The organism is Trueperaceae bacterium (genome assembly GCA_002707365.1).
Lineage (GTDB): Bacteria > Deinococcota > Deinococci > Deinococcales > Trueperaceae > UBA6957.
Genome location: PAMQ01000003.1, coordinates 22,968 through 41,460, shown reverse-complemented (window position 1 = coordinate 41,460; position 18,493 = coordinate 22,968). Strand labels below are relative to the sequence as shown.

The following is an 18,493-nucleotide window of genomic DNA, read 5'->3' as shown; positions in this document are numbered from 1 at the left end:
GGTAGTTGCCCCACGTGATCTAGATCACTTTAGATAGTTGAAAGGAAAATTATGAACCCGATTTTGTCTAAAGAATTTTTGGTTCCATTTCGAGAAATTAAGGCCGACCATGTTATAGCAGGAGTTCGGTACGCGATAGAACGTGCAAAGAATCACCTTGAATCTATTGTTAAAGACACGAGGACCAGGACGTACGATAACTCGCTAGGAGCTTTAGAGCGACTTCAAGAGTAACTTGATAGGCCCATGCAAATAACGGCTCACCTTATTTCTGTATCAACAACACCCGCTCTTCGCGATGCTTATAGAACGGTTCTTCCAGAGTTTTCCGAATTTTATGCAAGCCTAGGAACGAACCAAGAATTATGGCAGGTTATTCAAAGCTTTACAAAAACAGAAGAAGCAAAAACTCTAAACGCCTCTAAACAAAGGCATCTAGAATTAACGATTGAAGAATTCCGAAGATCCGGTGCGGAATTATCACCAAGCGAAAAAAGTAGATTTGAGGAAATAAGCATAGAGCTTGGCACATTGCAGGCCCAATTTGCAGAAAATGTACTTGATGCTACGAATGATTTCGACTTGGTGATTGGACAAAAAGATCAACTTCAAGGACTTCCTGATTCGTTTGTCGAAGCCGCTCGTTATTCGGCTGAGCAAAATGGTAAAGATGGATACCGGTTTACCTTACAACTTCCTTCAGTTCAACCAGTATTGCGGTATGCAGACCGACGTGAATTTAGGCAAACTATGTACGAGGCAATGATGAATCGTGGCGCATCTGGGCGTTACGATAATCGGAGTATTATGCGGCGTATATTGCAACTTAGGAGAGAGCAAGCAAGTCTTTTAGGTTATTCCAATTTTGCCGAATTTCGGCTCGAGGTAAACATGGTGGGTTCTGGAGTCGCGGCAGTGGAGTTCGAGGAAAAACTCTTCGAACGCACCTTACCCTATTTCGAAGATGAAGTTGCAAAACTCGAGGAGTACGCGTCTTGTCAGGGTATCGAAAAACTAGAGCCCTGGGACACTGCCTATCTTATTGAGAAAATGCGTCAAGAGAAATATTCTCTAGACGAAGAAGAGCTAAGGCCCTACTTTCCACTCGATAATGTTTTGCAGGGATTGTTTGAGATCTGCCATCGGCTTTTTGGTATTGTCGTTGAACCCCGTGCAAATGATCAAATTTGGCATTCAGATGTGCAGTTTTACGATGTTCGCGACGAAACGAAAACCTTTCTCGGATCATTCTACACAGACCTTTTCCCTAGGGAATCTAAACAGGCTGGTGCCTGGATGAATTCCCTTATCACCGGTGGTCCTACCAAAGATGGATTTTCTCCTCACTTGGGTTTGATGGCAGCAAACTTTAACCCCCCTCAAAGTGGACAGCCAGCTCTTCTCACCCATCGAGAAGTCAGTACCTTATTTCACGAATTCGGACACTTGTTGCATCATCTACTGTCCGATGTGGAAATACCCAGCCGTGCTGGGACAAATGTAGCTAGGGACTGGGTAGAATTGCCATCTCAAATAATGGAAAATTGGATTTGGGAGCGGGAAGCATTAGATTTATTTGCATTAAATGTCGAGACTGGCGAAACAATACCTAAAACCCTCTTTAACCGGATGATATCGGCGAGAAATTTCATGGAGGCTGGAGCTCAGATGCGTCAACTGAGTTTCGGTTCGGTGGATCTCGCCTGCCATATTCGTTTTGATCCCGATTCTGACGAGGACCTTATTCAGTTCGCCCAAATGATTATGGAGCCCTTTTCTATTCGGCCAGAGTTTTCTCACAATCATTTCCTAGCAGCGTTCTCTCATGTATTCGCTGGCGGATATGCGGCAGGATACTACAGCTATAAGTGGAGCGAAGTCTTGGATGCAGATGCATTTACCAGATTTCAACGGGAAGGGATTTTTAATCGAGATACTGGTCGAGAATTTGTTGATTCCGTACTTTCCCGCGGGAACAGTGAAAAGCCAAAGACGCTTTTCTTTGAATTTATGGGAAGAGAACCGAAATTAGACGCCCTGTTTCAAAGAAATTTGGGCAGCACCCTAATAAATTCGTAGCGCTGATCAAGATTTGGAGAGTTATGTATGTCTGATTAAAGGCGGAAAGGCTGTGACGTTCTTTCCAGTGACCTATTCGTAATATTTTTAGTCGTGTTGATGGGCTTACCTCAACCAATATTGTTCGGGTTTGACAATTCCAGGAAGGTGATTTAGTTACGTGAAGCGTTTCACCACAAAAGGCCGGAATGAAGGGTTTGTTTGTGCAAACTGTGGTAAGGATGTACCGCCCCTTTGTAATGGTAGTTACAGGAATCATTGCCCCTATTGCTTGTACTCGCTTCACGTAGATAACATGCCGGGTGACCGTCTTAGTACCTGCAATGGCCTACTTGTACCGGTATGTGTTGAATATAATGGGAAAAAGGGTTGGGTAATTGTTAGCCAGTGTGACCGTTGTGATCATTCGGGAAGGAATGTCGCGGCACTCGACGATCCACGATGTCCAGATGATTATGAGGTAATACTTGAGTTAGCGAGTACCCGACCGTGACTCGAGTAACAATTAGTTATTGTAATAAAAACAAGTTTGGAAAAATTGATTCGTGAAACCCTCGATTCTCCATAATTGCCAAGTGTATACGATGGACGATCGTAATCCGGAAGGCCAAGCAGTTGCTTTTGCCGGAGGGAAAATACTGGCAGTTGGACCACACGAAGAAGTTAAGGCCGCCGTTGGGATCGGGGCCAAAGGCATTGATCTCAACGGCGCCACAGTGTTTCCAGGATTTCATGATTGTCATGTTCACCTCATGCAACATGGTCTCGAACTTAGGGAACTGCGCTTGGGGCGAAGCAATGATCTTGAATCAGTCTTAGAAGCTGTAGTTGAGAAAGCACGGCAGGTTCCTCGTGGGGAATGGATACGGGGTAATGGACTTCCGCTCCCGTTATGGAAAGATCGCGGATTAACAGCAAAAGTTCTTGACGAAATTGTTCCTGACCAACCAGTGCTGTTGCTTTCTCAGGATCACCATGCAGCTTGGGTCAACACGATAGCTTTGAAAATGGCAGGGATTGATGAACACGCTTCTAATCCCTCCGGTGGGATATTTCATCGGGACAAAAAAGGCCGGCTTTCGGGACTTTTATTGGAAAAAGCAATTTCGGTCGTAACTCGCGTCATTCCTGAACCCACGCAAAAACAATTACACCAAATTGCGCATGAAGCTGCTCAGGATCTAGCTAACCATGGAATCACAACTGCTCATCATATGGCTTATGAACCGTCTTCCTATTGGCGGGGCATTGCTTCAGCAGCAAGTGACGCCGATTTTCCCGTAAGAGTCTGGGCTTGCATACCCCAACAGGAAATTGAGGCCGCCTCAGCGATAGGGCTTGCGACTGGGCAAGGGAGCGAACAATTTTCCATAGGAGGTGCCAAGTTTTTTGCCGATGGTGCGTTAGGACCAGAAACAGCCTGGATGTTGGAACCGTATACAGGAACAAAAACAAAAGGGATGGCCGTCGACACTCCAGCCGAGCTAGCACAGCGATTTCCCTTAGCCCTTGAAGCCGGACTAATTCCTGTTACCCACGCTATTGGAGATGCTGCAAATAGAGCCGTGCTTGATGTAATCTCGAACTTATCGCCTCTGCTGTCTAACTTCAAGATACCTCCTCGGATCGAACACGCTCAACATGTTCATGAAGCAGATATATTGAGATTTAGCGACCTTGAAGTTACTGCGTCGATTCAACCAATACACCTAGCTCTAGATGTTAAAACGGTTAAGGCTAAATTGACTGATCGGGTTCATCGAGCTTACCCGATTAGAAGTCTTTTATCAGCCGGAGGATTAATAATTTTTGGGTCCGACACCCCAATCGCGAGTCCGGATCTCCTAGCAGGGTTTACTGCGGCAGTTTTCCGCCGAGGTTTAAGAGGGGAGATTTTGGGCTCAACGGAGGCAATTTTACCCTTAGAAGCCGCCCGAGCCTATACTGTAGACGCCGCTAGATCAATAGGCTGGGACCATTGTTCAGGAATGATTCGTGCTGGGTTTCATGCTGATTTCACGATTTTCGATAGAAACCCATTAAAGCTCGATCCAGCCACTGAAATATACGGCACTATTAAATCTGGGAGATGGACGTCAAAAAGAGCTACTGTTTGAACAACAGTTCCAAGAGTATGGCTGGTGTTTTAATTGGCGTGCAGACTTATCTCATGTACCAGCCCCCCTGTACGCCTAGTTGCTAGAAAATAGATTGTTTCAGCTATTTGCTGACGCGAAATCCAATCATCCGGATTTGCGTCCGGCATGGTTCTACGGTTCTCCAGCGTGTCAACTGTACCCATCGGATACAAAATACTGACGCTTAATCCTGATGGTCCTACTTCAGCCCTTAACGAGCGCAGATAACCCACTAGGGCTCCTTTGGAAGCTCCATAAGCTGACATCCGACTCCCCCCTCGGAGAGCTGCGGCCGCTGCGATCCCAAGAATAAAACCAGATTGACGATTCACCATATGAGGCAGCAGTGAAGAGGTAACTTCAAAAAGAGTTTTGAAGTTTACCGAAATCTGTGCCTCAATATTATTGAAATCTGTATTGACTGCTTCCCCTATCGCGAAACCACCAGCCAAACAAAGAAGGGCATCTACTTTTCCGTGCAAGGATATGACTTCTGCCGTTGCGCGGCGAACTGCTAGGGATTGAGTGAGGTCTGCGATGTGAACCGAAGCCTCGGGATATTGGTCCTGCAGTTTTGATACCCGAGATGCACGATCAAAAAGAGCTAACGACCAACCACGACTCGCGAAATATTCCGCAACCGTACTACCAATTGCGCCCCCAGCGCCCGTTATTACTGCAACTTTTGGGTCCTGTCCGTAAGGATACGTCATAGTGTGAAGTTTAAACATATTTCCCCCCGCTATGGGAGGTGTGATATAGTAAATTCATGAAAGTTTGGACGGAAAAGGACCTAGATTCTTCACTTTCAAAGGCTAGAATTGCTAGTCGGTCACTTAGTAATGCTGATCGTGATGCTGGACTCGTCGCAATAGCAGAAGCTATAGTTGCTGAGAAAAAAACAATCCTCAAGGCCAATTCGTACGATGTAAAGCAAGAGCTAACACGCGGTACATCCGCAGCTCTTGTCGACCGGCTTGAACTTTCCAGCAATCGAATTCAAGATATTGCAGACGCTGTTGTCGAAATATCAAGATTACCAGACCCACTCCATCGAGTCGTTGATCAATGGCAAATTAGCAACGGGTTAGAGATTCAGAAGATCACTGTACCTTTCGGGGTAATCGCGATGATTTATGAGTCTCGTCCTAACGTGACGGTTGATGCCGCTAGCCTCGCTCTAAAAGCGGGTAGTGCCGCCGTTCTTCGTGGATCCAGCAATGCGTTGTCTAGCAATCGTGCAATCGTCGCTGTAATCCGGCGAGCCCTTGAGGGATGCTCCATACCAGCTGATGCGGTTCAACTGGTCGATTCGGCAGAGAGAGCGATGGTTACGAAACTTCTCAGCGCCAGAGGCAAAATAGATTTAGTTATTCCACGTGGCGGTGGTTCGCTTATCGATCACGTCGTAGAAAACGCTAAAGTACCTGTGATAGAAACCGGGATTGGGAATTGTCATATCTTTATCGATTCTTCGGCAGATCATCAGATGGTTATCCCTATAGTAATGAACGCAAAAGTCCAGCGCCCTGGTGTGTGTAATTCTGTGGAGACCCTCCTCGTTCACAAAAAGTTTTCTTCCGAAGTCTTGACTAGCTTGCTACGAAAACTTAAGGGAGCCGGAGTGGAAATAGTGGGATGTGAAAAAACGCGGGAAAAATTTGCCGAGGCTAGTGCCGCAACCGAAAAAGATTGGGGCGAGGAATACCTGGATCTTAAAATAGCTGTGCGAATAGTCGACTCAGTGGAACAAGCTATCCTCCATATTAATACCTATGGAACTCAACATAGCGAGGCTATTATCTCGGCCAACAAAGTTTCAACCAAATTATTTTTAGATCAGGTCGACGCTGCTGCCGTGTTCGTAAACAGCTCGACTAGGTTTACCGATGGCTACATTTTCGGGTTTGGTGCGGAAATCGGAATCTCTACTCAGAAACTTCACGCGCGGGGCCCCATGGGACTTAATGAGATCGTAACTCATAAATATCTGGTCGAAGGTGAAGGTCAGATAAGGGAATAGCTCGACCAAAGTTCTTTAGTTATGCAGGGCTTTGTATTAGAACTTGAAAATTTCTAACGGAAATGACAAATCTCACGTCCCTGACCTCGTTAATCGTTTGACGCAATTGGGCTAAACGCGGTAAAATCATTGTGTGCAATTGAGATTTGCTTCGTATACTTAAAGATCCCCAATTAGATTTTCCCGGAGGCATCGAGTTGACTGAATACACAGCCGATAGCATCAAAGTGCTCAAAGGTCTCGAAGGTGTAAGGAAAAGGCCGGCGATGTATGTCCAAGGCGGTACTGGACTGGACGGTTACCATCAATTATTGACTGAGATTATCGACAATGCAGTTGATGAAGCTCTGGCCGGATATGCCGATACAGTAACAGTCACGCTCAATAGTGATGGTTCGGCATCTGTCGATGATAACGGTCGTGGGATTCCAGTCGAGATGATGAAAAAAGAAGGCCGACCTGCAATTGAAGTTATCTTTACGGAACTTCATGCTGGCGGAAAGTTTGATTCGGCCGCCTACAAAGTGTCTGGAGGGCTCCATGGGGTAGGTAGTTCTGTTGTAAATGCCTTATCTACTTTTTTAGAGGCAGAAGTTCGCAAGTCCGGTAAGCAATACCGTATTCGATTTGAAAATGGAGAGGTAACCTTCCCGACCCAGGAGGTCGGTAAGGTTAAAAAGGAAGATACCGGATCGACCGTGTCTTTCTGCCCTGACCCAGAAGTATTTAGGGACGTACGGTCATTCGAGTACCAACGGATTCGCCGGCGACTTCGTGAATTGGCGTATCTCACCGGAGGAGTTCGATTCGTCCTTGTCGATTTACGCAATAACGATAACAGGAAAGAAGAATTTCTTGAGGAGGGGGGAGTCGGTGCTTTTGCTGCGGACATTGGTGGCGATAGCAAGACCATTTATGATGATCCCGTTTTCTTACGTAGTCGGGCCGATGTCCAAGTTCAAGGAACCAATGAGGAGATCGAGGTTGAGGTTGGTTTAATACATACCAATGACTACAGCCAAACTGTACTCACGTATGCCAACATGATAACAAATCGGGATGGCGGAACCCATCTGACCGGTTTTAAGACGGCCTATACCCGGGTTCTTAATAATTATGCTAAATCGAAGAATCTAGTTAAAAAAGGGGAGGCAGCTCCTACTGGGGAAGATTTTCTAGAAGGTATATCCTGTGTCATATCTGTGAAATTGTCTGAGCCTCAGTTCGAGTCTCAGGCCAAGGTTAAACTTTTGAATCCAGAGGCCCAGACAGCCGTCCAATCCGTGGTCTATGAAAAATTTGGGGAGTATCTAGAAGAGAACCCTCGGGTTGACAAAACTATTATAGAAAAGGCAGCGAACGCAGCTAAAGCCAGAGAGGCGGCCCGGAAGGCGCGAGATTTGGTGCGTAGAGCTAATCCTCTAGACAACGATGAATTACCAGGCAAGCTTGCGGACTGTCAGGCAGAAGACCCCACTGTGAGCGAGATATATATCGTTGAGGGTGATTCTGCGGGCGGAAGTGCTAAGCAGGGCCGAGAACGAAGATTTCAGGCTATTTTGCCACTGCGGGGTAAAATCCTTAACGTAGAAAAGGCTAACATTGGAAAAATTCTCCAAAATGCTGAGATCAGAGCCATGGTTGCTGCCATTGGAGCTGGTATTGAAGGTACAGGTGATGATAGTTACTTTAATCTAGAAGATGTCCGGTATCACCGGATAATCATTATGACCGATGCCGATGTTGACGGTAGTCACATTAGAACACTTTTAATGACCTTCTTATACCGTTATATGAGGCCTTTAATCGACGCTGGTTACTTATATATCGCACAGCCTCCTCTATATGGAGTCAGATTTGGTAGGAGCAAGGAACTAGCGTATGTTTACGACGAAGTAGGTCTTCAGAAAACCCTCAAAGAAAGTAAGGGACGGCGCTACGAGGTCCAACGGTTTAAAGGTTTAGGCGAAATGAATCCCGAGCAGCTCTGGGAAACCACAATGAATCCCGAAACTCGCGTACTACTCCGGGTCACTATCGATGATGCTTTTGAAGCCAGCGAGACGTTCGAAATGTTGATGGGTAGCGAAGTATTACCAAGACGGGAATTTATTGAAGATAATGCGCATCTAGCTCAATTAGATCTTTAGGTCCTCGGGAGATAACGCTTCGCAAAAGAAAGGCAAACCCACTTATTGTGAGCTATAGGCCCGTAGTGTGGTTATTCGAATTGCTCTTGGGAGAGGGAGTCACTACAAGCTTCATAATTAAGGCTTTTAGGCAAAAAAGTTTAGAAACTTTGGAGCACCAAATCAAAACTTAAACAAAGGTCTACAGAATTAAAGGGCTTCCCAATAGGCTTTCAGGCCAGCCAGGCCTTCGGTAATGCTTGTTTCTGGTATTCCAGAAAAGGCGAAACGAAGGAAAACACGATCCTCTTCTGGATGAGGACTTCCAAAATGCTCTCGGGTACAAAATGCAACTCCGGTGTTACGCAGGGTATCTAACCGAAAAATCTCGAGAGAGTCGGCACCGGATTTTTCGTAGATAGAGGTGACATCCGGAAACAGATAGAACGTAGAGTTAGGGTTAGATACATTTAGGCCACCAATAGTGCTTAGCTCTTTAAATAAAAGGTCTCGCCGGGCCTTGAGGGTTCCCAAGATTTCCGAAGTACCAGTTTGGTCCCCCTCCAAAGCTTCGATACCAGCATATTGGATGAAATGATTTGTACAGGACTCTATATTCACATTGAGTTTTGCTATTTGGTCAATAAACATAGAAGGACCTATGGCTGCGCCTAAGCGCCAGCCAGTCATAGCGTAGGTTTTCGAAAAAGTTTGCAGGATAATAGTACGTTCTTTCATGCCTGGAATCGATACAATGCTTTGGGGTTGACCACTGTAAAGGATATGATAGTAGGCCTCATCCGACAGGACCATTAGGTCGTGTTTGAGGCAGACCTCAGCCAACCAGGCCATCTCTTCTGGCGAAGATTCAGCGCCTAACGGGTTCTGGTAGTTGTTGTATATTATTGCGCGAGTGGAATTATTAATGCTTTTCTCAAGGGCCTCGCGATCGATTTTGAATCCAGTGTCGCTCGGCTTATAGGCGTAGGGAACAGCTTTGCCTCCAAGGTAGTTTATTTGTGATTCGTAAATTGGAAATCCCGGATTTGGATAGAGTACGCTATCGCCTGGGTTCATGAAAATCTCTAAAAATTTACTAATCACTGGTTTGCCGCCTGGTTGAACGGCGACATTTTCGGGACCGTAGTTTACGTCACGATCCCTTCCAATGGTGCTTGCTAGGAGTTCCCGTAGTGGCATGATACCGGCTGAGGGGTCGTAGCCAGTTTTGCCGTCTATCATGGCTCTGTGGGCTGCCTCTATAATGTTTGCAGGGGTTGGGAGATCGATATCGCCCAGGTGAAAAGGATAAACTTTATTTCCTTCAGCTTTGAAGTTGTTTGCGTCTTCAGAAACTGCAAAGGCGGTTTCCGTACCGAGACGAGCCATTCTGGTTGCCAACTGAGAATTCATGACGTGCCTCCGGTTGCTTAAATTGGTTTTCCTGATAGCGGAAAATACTTTCTCGGGATTAGGGAAGAGAAAGTGTTTTCCGCTCTAAGTACACGTCTTGTGGGGTTAGGCCTAAATCTCTTTGTTCTGCGATTTCTTCAGCAGTGTAAGGTACAAATTGGTTCAAGAGGCTACTATTTTCCCAATTCGACAGAATGTGGTTAAGAACAGCAGCAATCTCGGCATTGGAAAGTTGAGGCCATGCAGGCATAATTCCTTTATAAGTTATACCCCCGGCGGTAATTTCTCCCTGAAGCCCGAAGAGCAAGAGATGGATTAGATAGGTTCGACCGCTAAGTTCGGAACTTTGTGCATTGAAAAGTATTGGTGCGTGAGTCACCAAGGAAGGGAAAACCCCAGGAATTCCCGCTCCATTCGCCTGGTGGCAACCCAAGCAATTGTTGTAAACAACTCCGCCGTCAAGAGTTGCCACGGGGACCTGCGTTTCAGTGTTGTTTTCTGGAGGGGAAGTTGTTGCACCGTCTGAAGAGGTATCTTCGGTCAAAATGGCTGTTTCCGTTAAGGTAAATGGGAAAGCCGCTCCGCGGGTGGCTACTAGCTGCATGGCCTGTTCGATATCGATCCGGTTAGAGAGAGCTTCCTCGGGGGCCCCAGTGGTATGGAGGGTACTGGTGGCCTTACTCAAAGTACGAAGAAAAATAGTGCGGTCAGGTTGCTCTAGTTGACCTTGTGGTCGTGTAGATAATAGCAATAAGAGTGCCACGATTACCGAGATGGAAAGAATGCTTGCGGCAATAAACATGGTCCGAATTTGACCTTCGTTGAAAATATATTGGCGGGTGGGTTCAGCCATTAGAGGTCACCTGGGATATCCTTGGATCGTTGAGTGGAATGATTGGACGAGCGGCCAGAGCATGGGCAAAGACCCATAACCAAAGGCCCCCTATACCGATAAATATTGTGATGTCTAAGGTTGTAATTTGGATTCCGGTACGTGCAAAGGTTGGAACTATGAACCAAAATATATTGGTAATTTGAACTACGATAGCCCAAACGGCCACTAGAGAGAGGGTTAGTTTTTTCCGCTTTACCCACCTAGAGAAAAGAATCAGGAAGGGTGCGAAGAAACCAAAGACTAGAAGTGAACCCGCTACGATATTCCAACCAGTTCCTAGCCTGAGGACGTACCAGCTCGCCGTTTCGACAACATTATTTGACCACAGAATTATTAGTTGAGAAAAGCTTGTGTAGGCCCAAAACATTGTAAAAGCCATGAGAAAATTTCCGTAATCCTGCAGCCGTTTACCGGTCAATAATGCATTTATTTGAGGTAATTTTCGGGATAGAAGAGACATCACAATGATTATGAAGGCCATGCCTGTAATGGCTTGGCTGATCATAAGGATGACGGGGTAGATGCCTGACCAAAAAACAGGAGTTAAGGACATTGCCCAATCTGTAGCTGCAAATGTCATGGTAAGAATGTAAATCACTATCCATACGCCAGCGAAACCTTTCATTCTATAAGCAATCTTTCCGCTATTGAGGTGCGTATTATCTTGTTGTCCAGATAGACGTATAAATATAATGGCTCCGGCTAACCATAAGACAAAATAGAGGGCTGCCCTAACAATGAAAAAAGGAATGTTTAGGTACAATCCCGTTTTTATAGCAACTGTAGGATGACTTTTGAGGTACTCAGGGTCAGTCCATGAGAACAGTTGGTCTAAGCCAAATAACAACGGGATAAACAATAGAGCCATCAAGGGGATGACGGCAACTCCCGCTTCTAGGGGCCTTCGGATAATCGCACCCCATGAACCACCGGCTAGATGAACAACCAACAACAGAACGAAGCATCCTAAGGCTAACCCTAACCAAAATAGAAAGGAAAGAAGGTATGATTCGAAAAAGTTCTCTGTTGATCCGATAGCCCTTATCAAAGTCAGCATGAGAGCAACGATCGCTATACCGAGAGCACCGGTTTTTAGTCGACCGAGGGTTAAATACGACGGTCCCACCTGCATTACTGAACCTCCCCTAGGTTGGGTTCGAGGGTTGTATTTTGGATCCGATCTTCGGGTCCAGCAAATTGACTGAGCTGTAAGGCTCTTATATAGGCAGTTATTGCCCAACGGTCTTCTGGGGGTACTCTCGATGCGTAGCTGAACATCCGACCGAAGCCGTTGGTTATAGCGCTGTAAAAGTATCCAACGGGGGCCGTGCGGAGGCGATCCACATGAAAGCTAGTTGGTTGAGGGAATCCCTTTTGGACTATAACTCCATTCCCGTCACCATTGTAGTTATGACAAGGAGCACAATATATGTTGAAGCGCTCTTGGCCACGATAGAGAAGTTCGATAGTAAGGTCTAACGGCACTTCGGTGAGTAGGCCGTTTTCATCTGAGCCAGTTAAATATGATACGGCTACCGCGCCTTCCGAACGGGAAACGGTACCTTCGATTAATTCGCGTGAAGAGGAACCATTGTCGAAATATGGGCTTTCTTCATAAACTTCTGCCTTCGGCTGGTCAAACATATTCATCCCGCAGCCAGTTAAAAGAAGGATTAGCGTAACGGTAGTTAGGAGGACAGACAGGCGCCTTGAAGGGGAACCAATCATTATAGGTTCACCTCGGATATGGCATTCGGGGCGGTTTCGTTTAAGAAATCTTTGGTACCCACCAAATCGAAGTTCTCATCGGTAGCTTCAATACAGAGAAAGAAGCGGTCACGGGTCGCGGCTTCGAAATTTGGGGTGTTGAAGATCGGGTGGTATGCCCTCGGCAGGCCGTTACGGCCTAGCATAAATAGCCCCGCTGTGAAGGCCGAGATGAGCACCGTGCACTCGAAGGTAATCACAACAAAATTCGGCCAACTATTTAAAGGCTTACCTCCTAGGTTAAGCGGGTAGAACTCTACGTTCGCGAACCACTGCATGAAGAATCCAGCTAATCCACCTAGAATTCCAGCCGCCAAAACTACCCAACCCAGGCGAGTCGGCTCCATACCTAAAGCAGCATCAAGGCCTTCTACTGGAAATGGAGTGTAGGCATCAATTGCGGTATAACCAGCTTTTCGGGCCATATTCGCGGCGTCTGTGACGCTTTCAGGTTCACTGTATTCGGCGACCAATCCATAAAGGGGGGATTTGAAGTTAGAGACACTCAATGTCCTGACTCCTTAGGTTGTTTGAAGTAATCGAGGCGGATATCTTCGAAAGAATCACTACCATGATGTTTATCGTGGTGAATGAGTTCTTTCATTTCCGTAGAGGCTATTGCCGGTAACAGGCGGATAAAAAGTAGGAATAGTACGGTGAATAAACCAAAAGAGCCAAGATAAAGCGACCAATCCCAAAAAGTTGACTTATAGTCTCCCCAGGAAGAGGGGAGAAAGTCTTTAGTAAGCGTAACGGAAATAATTACGAAGCGTTCGAGCCACATTCCGATCGATACGATAATCGAAATAATAAACAAAGCAAATGGACTTTGACGGACAGCCCTGAACCAAAGAGGTTGGATTGCAACTGCATTGCAAAGAATCAGTAGCCAAAAAGCCCACCAGTGGTCTGCTCCGAGGATTCGATTAAAGATCATATACCGTTCGAATTCCACCCCGCTATACCAAGCCATGAAAATTTCAACAGCATACCCATAAACGACAACCAGTCCCGTGGCCAACATTAATTTTGCTGAGTTATCAAGGTGGCGCATAGTTATGAGCTTTTCCAGACCGAAGGCCCTTCTTAGAGGGATGGCAAGGATAAGAACCATGGCGAACCCCGCGAATACGGCGCCAGCAACGAAGTACGGCGGCATTACGGTGTTGTTCCATCCAGGTACCTGGGCTACAGCGAAATCCATTGCGATTGTACTGTGCACAGATAAGACAAGAGGAAATGACAAGGCTGCTAGGAGTAGGTATGCCCTTTGATAGCGTTGCCACCCCTTTGCGGAACCATTCCAACCTAAACACAGGATGCTGTAAAGGAGACGTTGAAATTTACTTTGCGCACGGTCTCTTAAGGTAGCTAGATCTGGCACAAGACCAATGAACCAGAAAAGTACAGAAACACTCCCGTACGTGGCTATAGCAAAAACGTCCCAGTCAAGTGGGCTCCTGAATTGGGGAAAAAGTCCATAGGTATTAGGATAGGGCATCAACCAATAAAACACCCACGGCCGGCCCAAGTGAAGAATGGGGTAGAGTCCTGCGCACACTACAGCAAATATTGTCATGGCTTCGGCAAAACGATTTATCGAGGTGCGCCAAGGTTGGCGGAAAAGTAGCAAAGCAGCTGAGATCAAAGTTCCTGCGTGCCCAATTCCGATCCACCAGACAAAATTGATGATGGGCATTCCCCAGGCCACGGGAACGTTATTACCCCAAATTCCTGTGCCTTTTGTGATTAACCAGACAATCGAGACTAAGTACATGACCAGGAAGGCTCCTGCTATGCCAAAGCCTACCCACCACCACATAGGGGTTTTGAACGGCCCAGCTAGAACCGGGTCATTGATTACATCGTCAACATTGCCGTATGTCTGCCCGTTACCAATTACTCGTTGGGTCTCAACAAGGTCCCTGTCCCCGGAGGCTAAACCCATCAGTGGCTACCCGATTGTTTTGGTGCGAGGAGAGGATGGGGGTTGGTTACCTTCGCTAAGTAGCTTGTACGTGGCTTTGTTTGCAATTCTTCAAGCATTGTGTAGTTCAGCGGGGAGGTTTTTGCGATAGAAACATCGCTGGTAGCGTCATTAATATCTCCAAAAACAATTGCTTCCATGGGACAAGCGCCCTGACAAGCCGTAATGATTTCGCCGTCAAGAATTTTGCGATCTTCGTTGTCCGCCGTGATCCGGGCTTGAGAAATTCGTTGTGTGCAGTAGGTGCATTTTTCCATGACCCCACGGCTACGCACCGTCACATCTGGATTATTGGCTAAGGATAATTCTGTTGAAGTGGTATCTAGCTCAGCGTACTGCAGGAAATTGAAGCGACGTACTTTGTAGGGGCAGTTATTGGAACAGTAGCGTGTTCCGACACAACGGTTATAGACCATAACATTTAGCCCCTCGTGGTCATGTACGGTTGCGCCAACGGGACATACCGGTTCGCATGGAGCCTTTTCACATTGCTGACAAGGCATTGGCTGATGGTGTATTTCTGGGTCGTCAATGTCCCCGCGATAGTAGTTATCTACCCGGATCCAATGTAATTCACGACCAATAAGCACCTGCTCTTTCCCGACAATAGGTATATTGTTTTCTGATTGGCAAGCTGTAATACAGGCATTACAACCGTTACACACAGTCATATCGATTACCATGCCCCAAGCGTAGCCATTGTATTCGTAATCTGGATAAAGGTCCTCAGTGTGATGTTCGACTGGATGAACAAATGGTACGTGATCAGGATGTTCGTTAAGTTCACCGATTGTCCCAGATCGAATAATATGCCTACGTTCTCCAGTCCCATTCAGGTTCTGATGGACTTGTGTCGTCGCTAACCGTGCCTTGCCTTTGGCAAATTCGATTTGAACTGGCGCATCGAAGTTTTCGTCACCGTTAAGAAGAGAAAAGGCATCTACCCCTATGTTGTTACCGATCCGGCCGGCCTCCTGTCGACCGTAACCCATCGTTAATACAACTGTATCTTTTGCCTGTCCAGGCTGGACCCAAGCTGGAACCGTAACTGTTCGTTCGCCAACCGATAGGTTCAAAAGTTGATGACTTCTTACCCCTAATTCTTCAGCCGTCCTAGGTGATAAATACGCTGCGTTTTCCCAAGTGATTTTATTGAAGGGCTTGGGTAACTCCTGCAACCATCCATTATTGGAGTGTCGACCGTCCCAAATGGTCGGGTCAGGCCGCACGAGGATCCTTGTTCCCGAACTTTCAGGGAAATGCACTTCGAGAAGGTTAGGTTTTAAATCTAAACGCTTCGCGCTAGTTCCTTCAAGCGTTCCCGAATGAAGGGCCGAGCGCCAAAACGCGTCAAAATCTCCTGACACCTGCTGCTTCCAGTGGTCTTGGACAGTCTCGTAAGGCGTTGCGTTCGGTTTTCCTAATGCTGCTGCTAAAATTTCGAGATCAGAGCGACCTCCGTAAAACGGAGAGATCAAGGGTTGCTGTATCGTAACGGTCCCGTCATAGGCTCTTGAGTCGGCCCATGCTTCCAAATAGTGAGCTCGGTTGACATGCCATGTGGTGAGAACTCCAGTTTCATCCCGATAATCACCAAGGTGAAGGCTGAAGGGAACGGCTTTAATCGATTCTTTAAGACCCAATCCAACTGGGGCATTGTAGGCAGGATTCCCTCCTAAAACCAATAGAACCTGAACCTCGCCGTTGGAAAGTCTGTCACTCAACGCGTTTAGGGACGCAGTTTGGTCTACAGGGTTCACTTCCACCGGCTCGTGAATCGTGACTGTGTTACCAATATTGCCAAGTACCTCGTTTATGGAATGAGTAAGTACGTGTAAATCCGGTGATTGATTAGGTCCTGCCAATACCAAACTATTGCCTTTATTTGATTGCAAATCCTCCAGAACTGCTTCTAGGTAGGACTCGGTATCACTTGGAAGGGGGACGTCAGGAGCATCTATGCCCAAGCCCCGGGCGACATTAGCTGCAAAAGCGGCGATTTCCGAGGGGTTAAGCGGTATCCGATGGTCTGCTAAAGCCCCCGTTGGACTTGGAAAGCTTTCCAACTGGTAGAGGCGGTTCATTTCCTCACCAGCCTGTCTAATTCGCCTTTTGCGCGAAAAGTCTTTAGCGTAGCGTAGATTACCGGGGCCCTCATTTGTAAAGTCAAAATCGAAAGAAAGGATTACATCAGCCTTACTGAAATCGTGTTGGATGCTCACAGCTTGGCCGAAAGATGCTTCGGCAGCTTTGGTAGCTGCATCGTCGTGAGTAGGGTCATATTGATACCATGCTGCCCCTGGGTACCGGGAAATCACCTGATTCAAAAGGCTACTCAACGAAGGGGAGGTTACCGTTTCAGTAAGAATGGCCAAGCCAACACCATTATCGAGGGTCCTCAGAGCGGTTTCTAAAGCTTCCGTGAATTCAGCCCAGGTCCGCTGATCGCCGTTTTCGGAAATGAATTGACTGCGGTCGGGGTCATAAACTGTTAGCACGGTGGCTTGGGTCCGAGCGCTGGTCGCGCCAAGGCTGGCTGGATGATCGGGGTTTCCTTCTATCTTAGTAGGTCTGCCTTGGTGACTTTCTACAAGGATGCCTTCAGCATAACCACCATTATTGATAGCTGTGGAAAAAAACAGCGGTTGACCCGGTATCATTTCTTCCGGAGCTTTTACGTAAGGAACTATCTTCTCACTAGGTGCCCCCGGTCGTGCGCAAGCGGAAAGGCCGGCGAAAGCTAAAGAGGCTCCTAAAATCTTAAGAAAGTCGCGACGGTCTACGGCGCTGGCGAGAGGGGCAGCTTGCCGAGGGAATTCCTTCTCTAGGAATTCGGTAAATTCCTCAGTCTCACCTAGTTCATCCAGTCCCTTCCAGAAGTCTTTACCAGAACTCGACTCAAGCTTTTGCCTAATTAATGAGATGCTGGGTTCAGTGCTCATCGGTGACACGTCGAACACTGAGGGAGCTTGTCAGAGGCTATATGGTATGTCTTGACCAACTCGCCTCCAAGATCACGTTGATTGGCTGGGGGTTTATATGACATGTTGAATACCTCGCTACGGTGACGGACGAACTGCTCGGGCGTACGGTGGCAGTCGAGGCACCACCCCATCGTAAGCGGTTCAGCCTTCCAGATTCCGGCCATCTCGTCAACCTGACCGTGGCATGAACGACAACCCACGCCGTTGGCAACATGGGCACTGTGATCGAAGTACACAAAGTCAGCTAGGTCGTGTACTCGATTCCACCGGATCGGAGTATTGTTTTCCCAGCTCTCCAGTACGGTTTGTAACGCGGGAGCACCAACGCGTATTTGGGAGTGACAGGTCATACACGTTTCGGTGGGGGGAATGCTAGCCGTAGCCGCGATTTCAACCGAGGAGTGGCAGTAACGACAATCTAAGCCAAGTTCACCGGCATGAAGACTGTGTTCGAAAGCGACTGGTTGTTCTACTGGGACGCCAACCTTATTATTACTAGTTCTTGCAAAAATAACGAGCGTAATTACCAATAACACCGTAAAGATAAAACCGCCGATAACGGTCCATTTCGCAAAGGCATTAGCTATAGGTGGAAAATATTGCGGCATCAGGCGCCTCTACCAGTCTTGCAGACGAAATATTCGAAAGATAGTTTTGCTATCCACGTCCGGCCAGTGGAAAGGTGTTTACTGTTGTACAGACCTACCTCCAGGAAAGAGCACCTAAATGCAAGGGCTTTAGGCGCTCGAAGCACTTAAAGTGTTCTACCCCTTACAATTTAACATAAGTATTGCTGAAGGCTGGGTGGTATTTGACATTGCATTGGACGCATTTAATCTATACCTGACATGTATGAATTAAATTTAAAAAAGAATTAAACGATTAGTTAGCTAGTTTGATTTGGACTAGCCAGGCGGAAGAGGCGACTATAGGAGTTTGACGTGTCGAGAAACAGCTGGTGGAGCCTGCCGGGCTCGAACCGGCGACCTCCCGCTTGCAAAGCGGGTGCTCTCCCAACTGAGCTAAGGCCCCATAATACAGCAAGTGTCCAGACGATACTCATCGAGCAGAGTAAGTG

13 protein-coding genes, 1 tRNA gene and 1 pseudogene are annotated in these 18,493 nt (G+C 47.0%); 5 read left to right on the top strand and 10 right to left on the bottom strand.

What is annotated here, in order from left to right; genetic code table 11:
- Positions 1-51 precede the first annotated feature (51 nt).
- The 3 genes and pseudogenes from CMO31_00375 to CMO31_00365 all read left to right on the top strand — a co-directional run bounded on the left by CMO31_00375 (position 52) and on the right by CMO31_00365 (position 4,196).
- Positions 52-2,079: pseudogene (locus CMO31_00375) on the top strand (oligopeptidase A).
- A 160-nt stretch (positions 2,080-2,239) separates the two neighbouring features.
- Positions 2,240-2,572: an RNHCP domain-containing protein gene (locus CMO31_00370; protein ID MAZ52459.1), complete on the top strand. Its 333-nt coding sequence runs from the start codon at positions 2,240-2,242 to the stop codon at positions 2,570-2,572.
- A 91-nt stretch (positions 2,573-2,663) separates the two neighbouring features.
- Positions 2,664-4,196: an amidohydrolase gene (locus CMO31_00365; GenBank protein MAZ52458.1), complete on the top strand. Its 1,533-nt coding sequence runs from the start codon at positions 2,664-2,666 to the stop codon at positions 4,194-4,196.
- 29 nt (positions 4,197-4,225) lie between these two features.
- Here CMO31_00365 and CMO31_00360 read toward each other — a convergent pair whose 3' ends face one another.
- Positions 4,226-4,948, bottom strand: coding sequence for a short-chain dehydrogenase (locus CMO31_00360; GenBank protein MAZ52457.1), 723 nt, complete (start codon positions 4,946-4,948; stop codon positions 4,226-4,228).
- 38 nt (positions 4,949-4,986) lie between these two features.
- Between CMO31_00360 and CMO31_00355 the strand changes: the two genes are divergently transcribed.
- Positions 4,987-6,240, top strand: a complete 1,254-nt coding sequence (locus tag CMO31_00355) for a glutamate-5-semialdehyde dehydrogenase (GenBank protein MAZ52456.1) — start codon at positions 4,987-4,989, stop codon at positions 6,238-6,240.
- 197 nt (positions 6,241-6,437) lie between these two features.
- On the top strand, positions 6,438-8,390 hold the full coding sequence (locus CMO31_00350) for a DNA topoisomerase IV subunit B (GenBank protein MAZ52455.1): 1,953 nt from the start codon (positions 6,438-6,440) through the stop codon (positions 8,388-8,390).
- 189 nt (positions 8,391-8,579) lie between these two features.
- Here the strand turns inward: CMO31_00350 and CMO31_00345 are convergent, their stop codons facing one another.
- The 9 genes from CMO31_00345 to CMO31_00305 form a co-directional block, all read right to left on the bottom strand.
- Complete coding sequence (locus CMO31_00345; GenBank protein MAZ52454.1) at positions 8,580-9,782, bottom strand: aspartate aminotransferase; 1,203 nt, start codon at positions 9,780-9,782, stop codon at positions 8,580-8,582.
- A gap of 58 nt (positions 9,783-9,840) precedes the next feature.
- The gene (locus tag CMO31_00340; GenBank protein MAZ52453.1) at positions 9,841-10,254 is read right to left on the bottom strand and encodes a cytochrome C biogenesis protein CcsB; all 414 of its coding nucleotides are present in this window, start codon (positions 10,252-10,254) and stop codon (positions 9,841-9,843) included.
- 373 nt (positions 10,255-10,627) lie between these two features.
- Positions 10,628-11,809, bottom strand: coding sequence for a hypothetical protein (locus CMO31_00335; protein MAZ52452.1), 1,182 nt, complete (start codon positions 11,807-11,809; stop codon positions 10,628-10,630).
- A complete protein-coding gene (locus CMO31_00330) occupies positions 11,809-12,405 on the bottom strand; it encodes a quinol:cytochrome C oxidoreductase (GenBank protein ID MAZ52451.1) in 597 nt (198 codons plus the stop codon). The genes CMO31_00335 and CMO31_00330 overlap by 1 nt, the downstream gene beginning before the upstream one ends.
- Complete coding sequence (locus tag CMO31_00325; GenBank protein MAZ52450.1) at positions 12,405-12,953, bottom strand: hypothetical protein; 549 nt, start codon at positions 12,951-12,953, stop codon at positions 12,405-12,407. The genes CMO31_00330 and CMO31_00325 overlap by 1 nt, the downstream gene beginning before the upstream one ends.
- On the bottom strand, positions 12,950-14,392 hold the full coding sequence (locus tag CMO31_00320; protein MAZ52449.1) for a hydrogenase: 1,443 nt from the start codon (positions 14,390-14,392) through the stop codon (positions 12,950-12,952). Before CMO31_00320 ends, CMO31_00325 begins: the two co-directional genes overlap by 4 nt.
- Complete coding sequence (locus CMO31_00315; GenBank protein MAZ52448.1) at positions 14,392-17,373, bottom strand: molybdopterin oxidoreductase; 2,982 nt, start codon at positions 17,371-17,373, stop codon at positions 14,392-14,394. The genes CMO31_00320 and CMO31_00315 overlap by 1 nt, the downstream gene beginning before the upstream one ends.
- Complete coding sequence (locus CMO31_00310; GenBank protein ID MAZ52447.1) at positions 17,370-18,023, bottom strand: cytochrome C; 654 nt, start codon at positions 18,021-18,023, stop codon at positions 17,370-17,372. The genes CMO31_00315 and CMO31_00310 overlap by 4 nt, the downstream gene beginning before the upstream one ends.
- A 348-nt stretch (positions 18,024-18,371) precedes the next feature.
- Positions 18,372-18,447, bottom strand: a tRNA-Ala gene (locus tag CMO31_00305).
- Positions 18,448-18,493 lie beyond the last annotated feature (46 nt).

Coding starts and splice junctions, on each gene's coding strand:
- CMO31_00365 (MAZ52458.1), top strand. CDS start 2,664: ATGGACGATCGTAATCCGGAAGGCCAAGCAGTTGCTTTTGCCGGAGGG.
- CMO31_00360 (MAZ52457.1), bottom strand. CDS start 4,948: ATGTTTAAACTTCACACTATGACGTATCCTTACGGACAGGACCCAAAA.
- CMO31_00355 (MAZ52456.1), top strand. CDS start 4,987: ATGAAAGTTTGGACGGAAAAGGACCTAGATTCTTCACTTTCAAAGGCT.
- CMO31_00345 (MAZ52454.1), bottom strand. CDS start 9,782: ATGAATTCTCAGTTGGCAACCAGAATGGCTCGTCTCGGTACGGAAACC.
- CMO31_00335 (MAZ52452.1), bottom strand. CDS start 11,809: ATGCAGGTGGGACCGTCGTATTTAACCCTCGGTCGACTAAAAACCGGT.
- CMO31_00330 (MAZ52451.1), bottom strand. CDS start 12,405: ATGATTGGTTCCCCTTCAAGGCGCCTGTCTGTCCTCCTAACTACCGTT.
- CMO31_00320 (MAZ52449.1), bottom strand. CDS start 14,392: ATGGGTTTAGCCTCCGGGGACAGGGACCTTGTTGAGACCCAACGAGTA.
- CMO31_00315 (MAZ52448.1), bottom strand. CDS start 17,373: ATGAGCACTGAACCCAGCATCTCATTAATTAGGCAAAAGCTTGAGTCG.
- CMO31_00310 (MAZ52447.1), bottom strand. CDS start 18,023: ATGCCGCAATATTTTCCACCTATAGCTAATGCCTTTGCGAAATGGACC.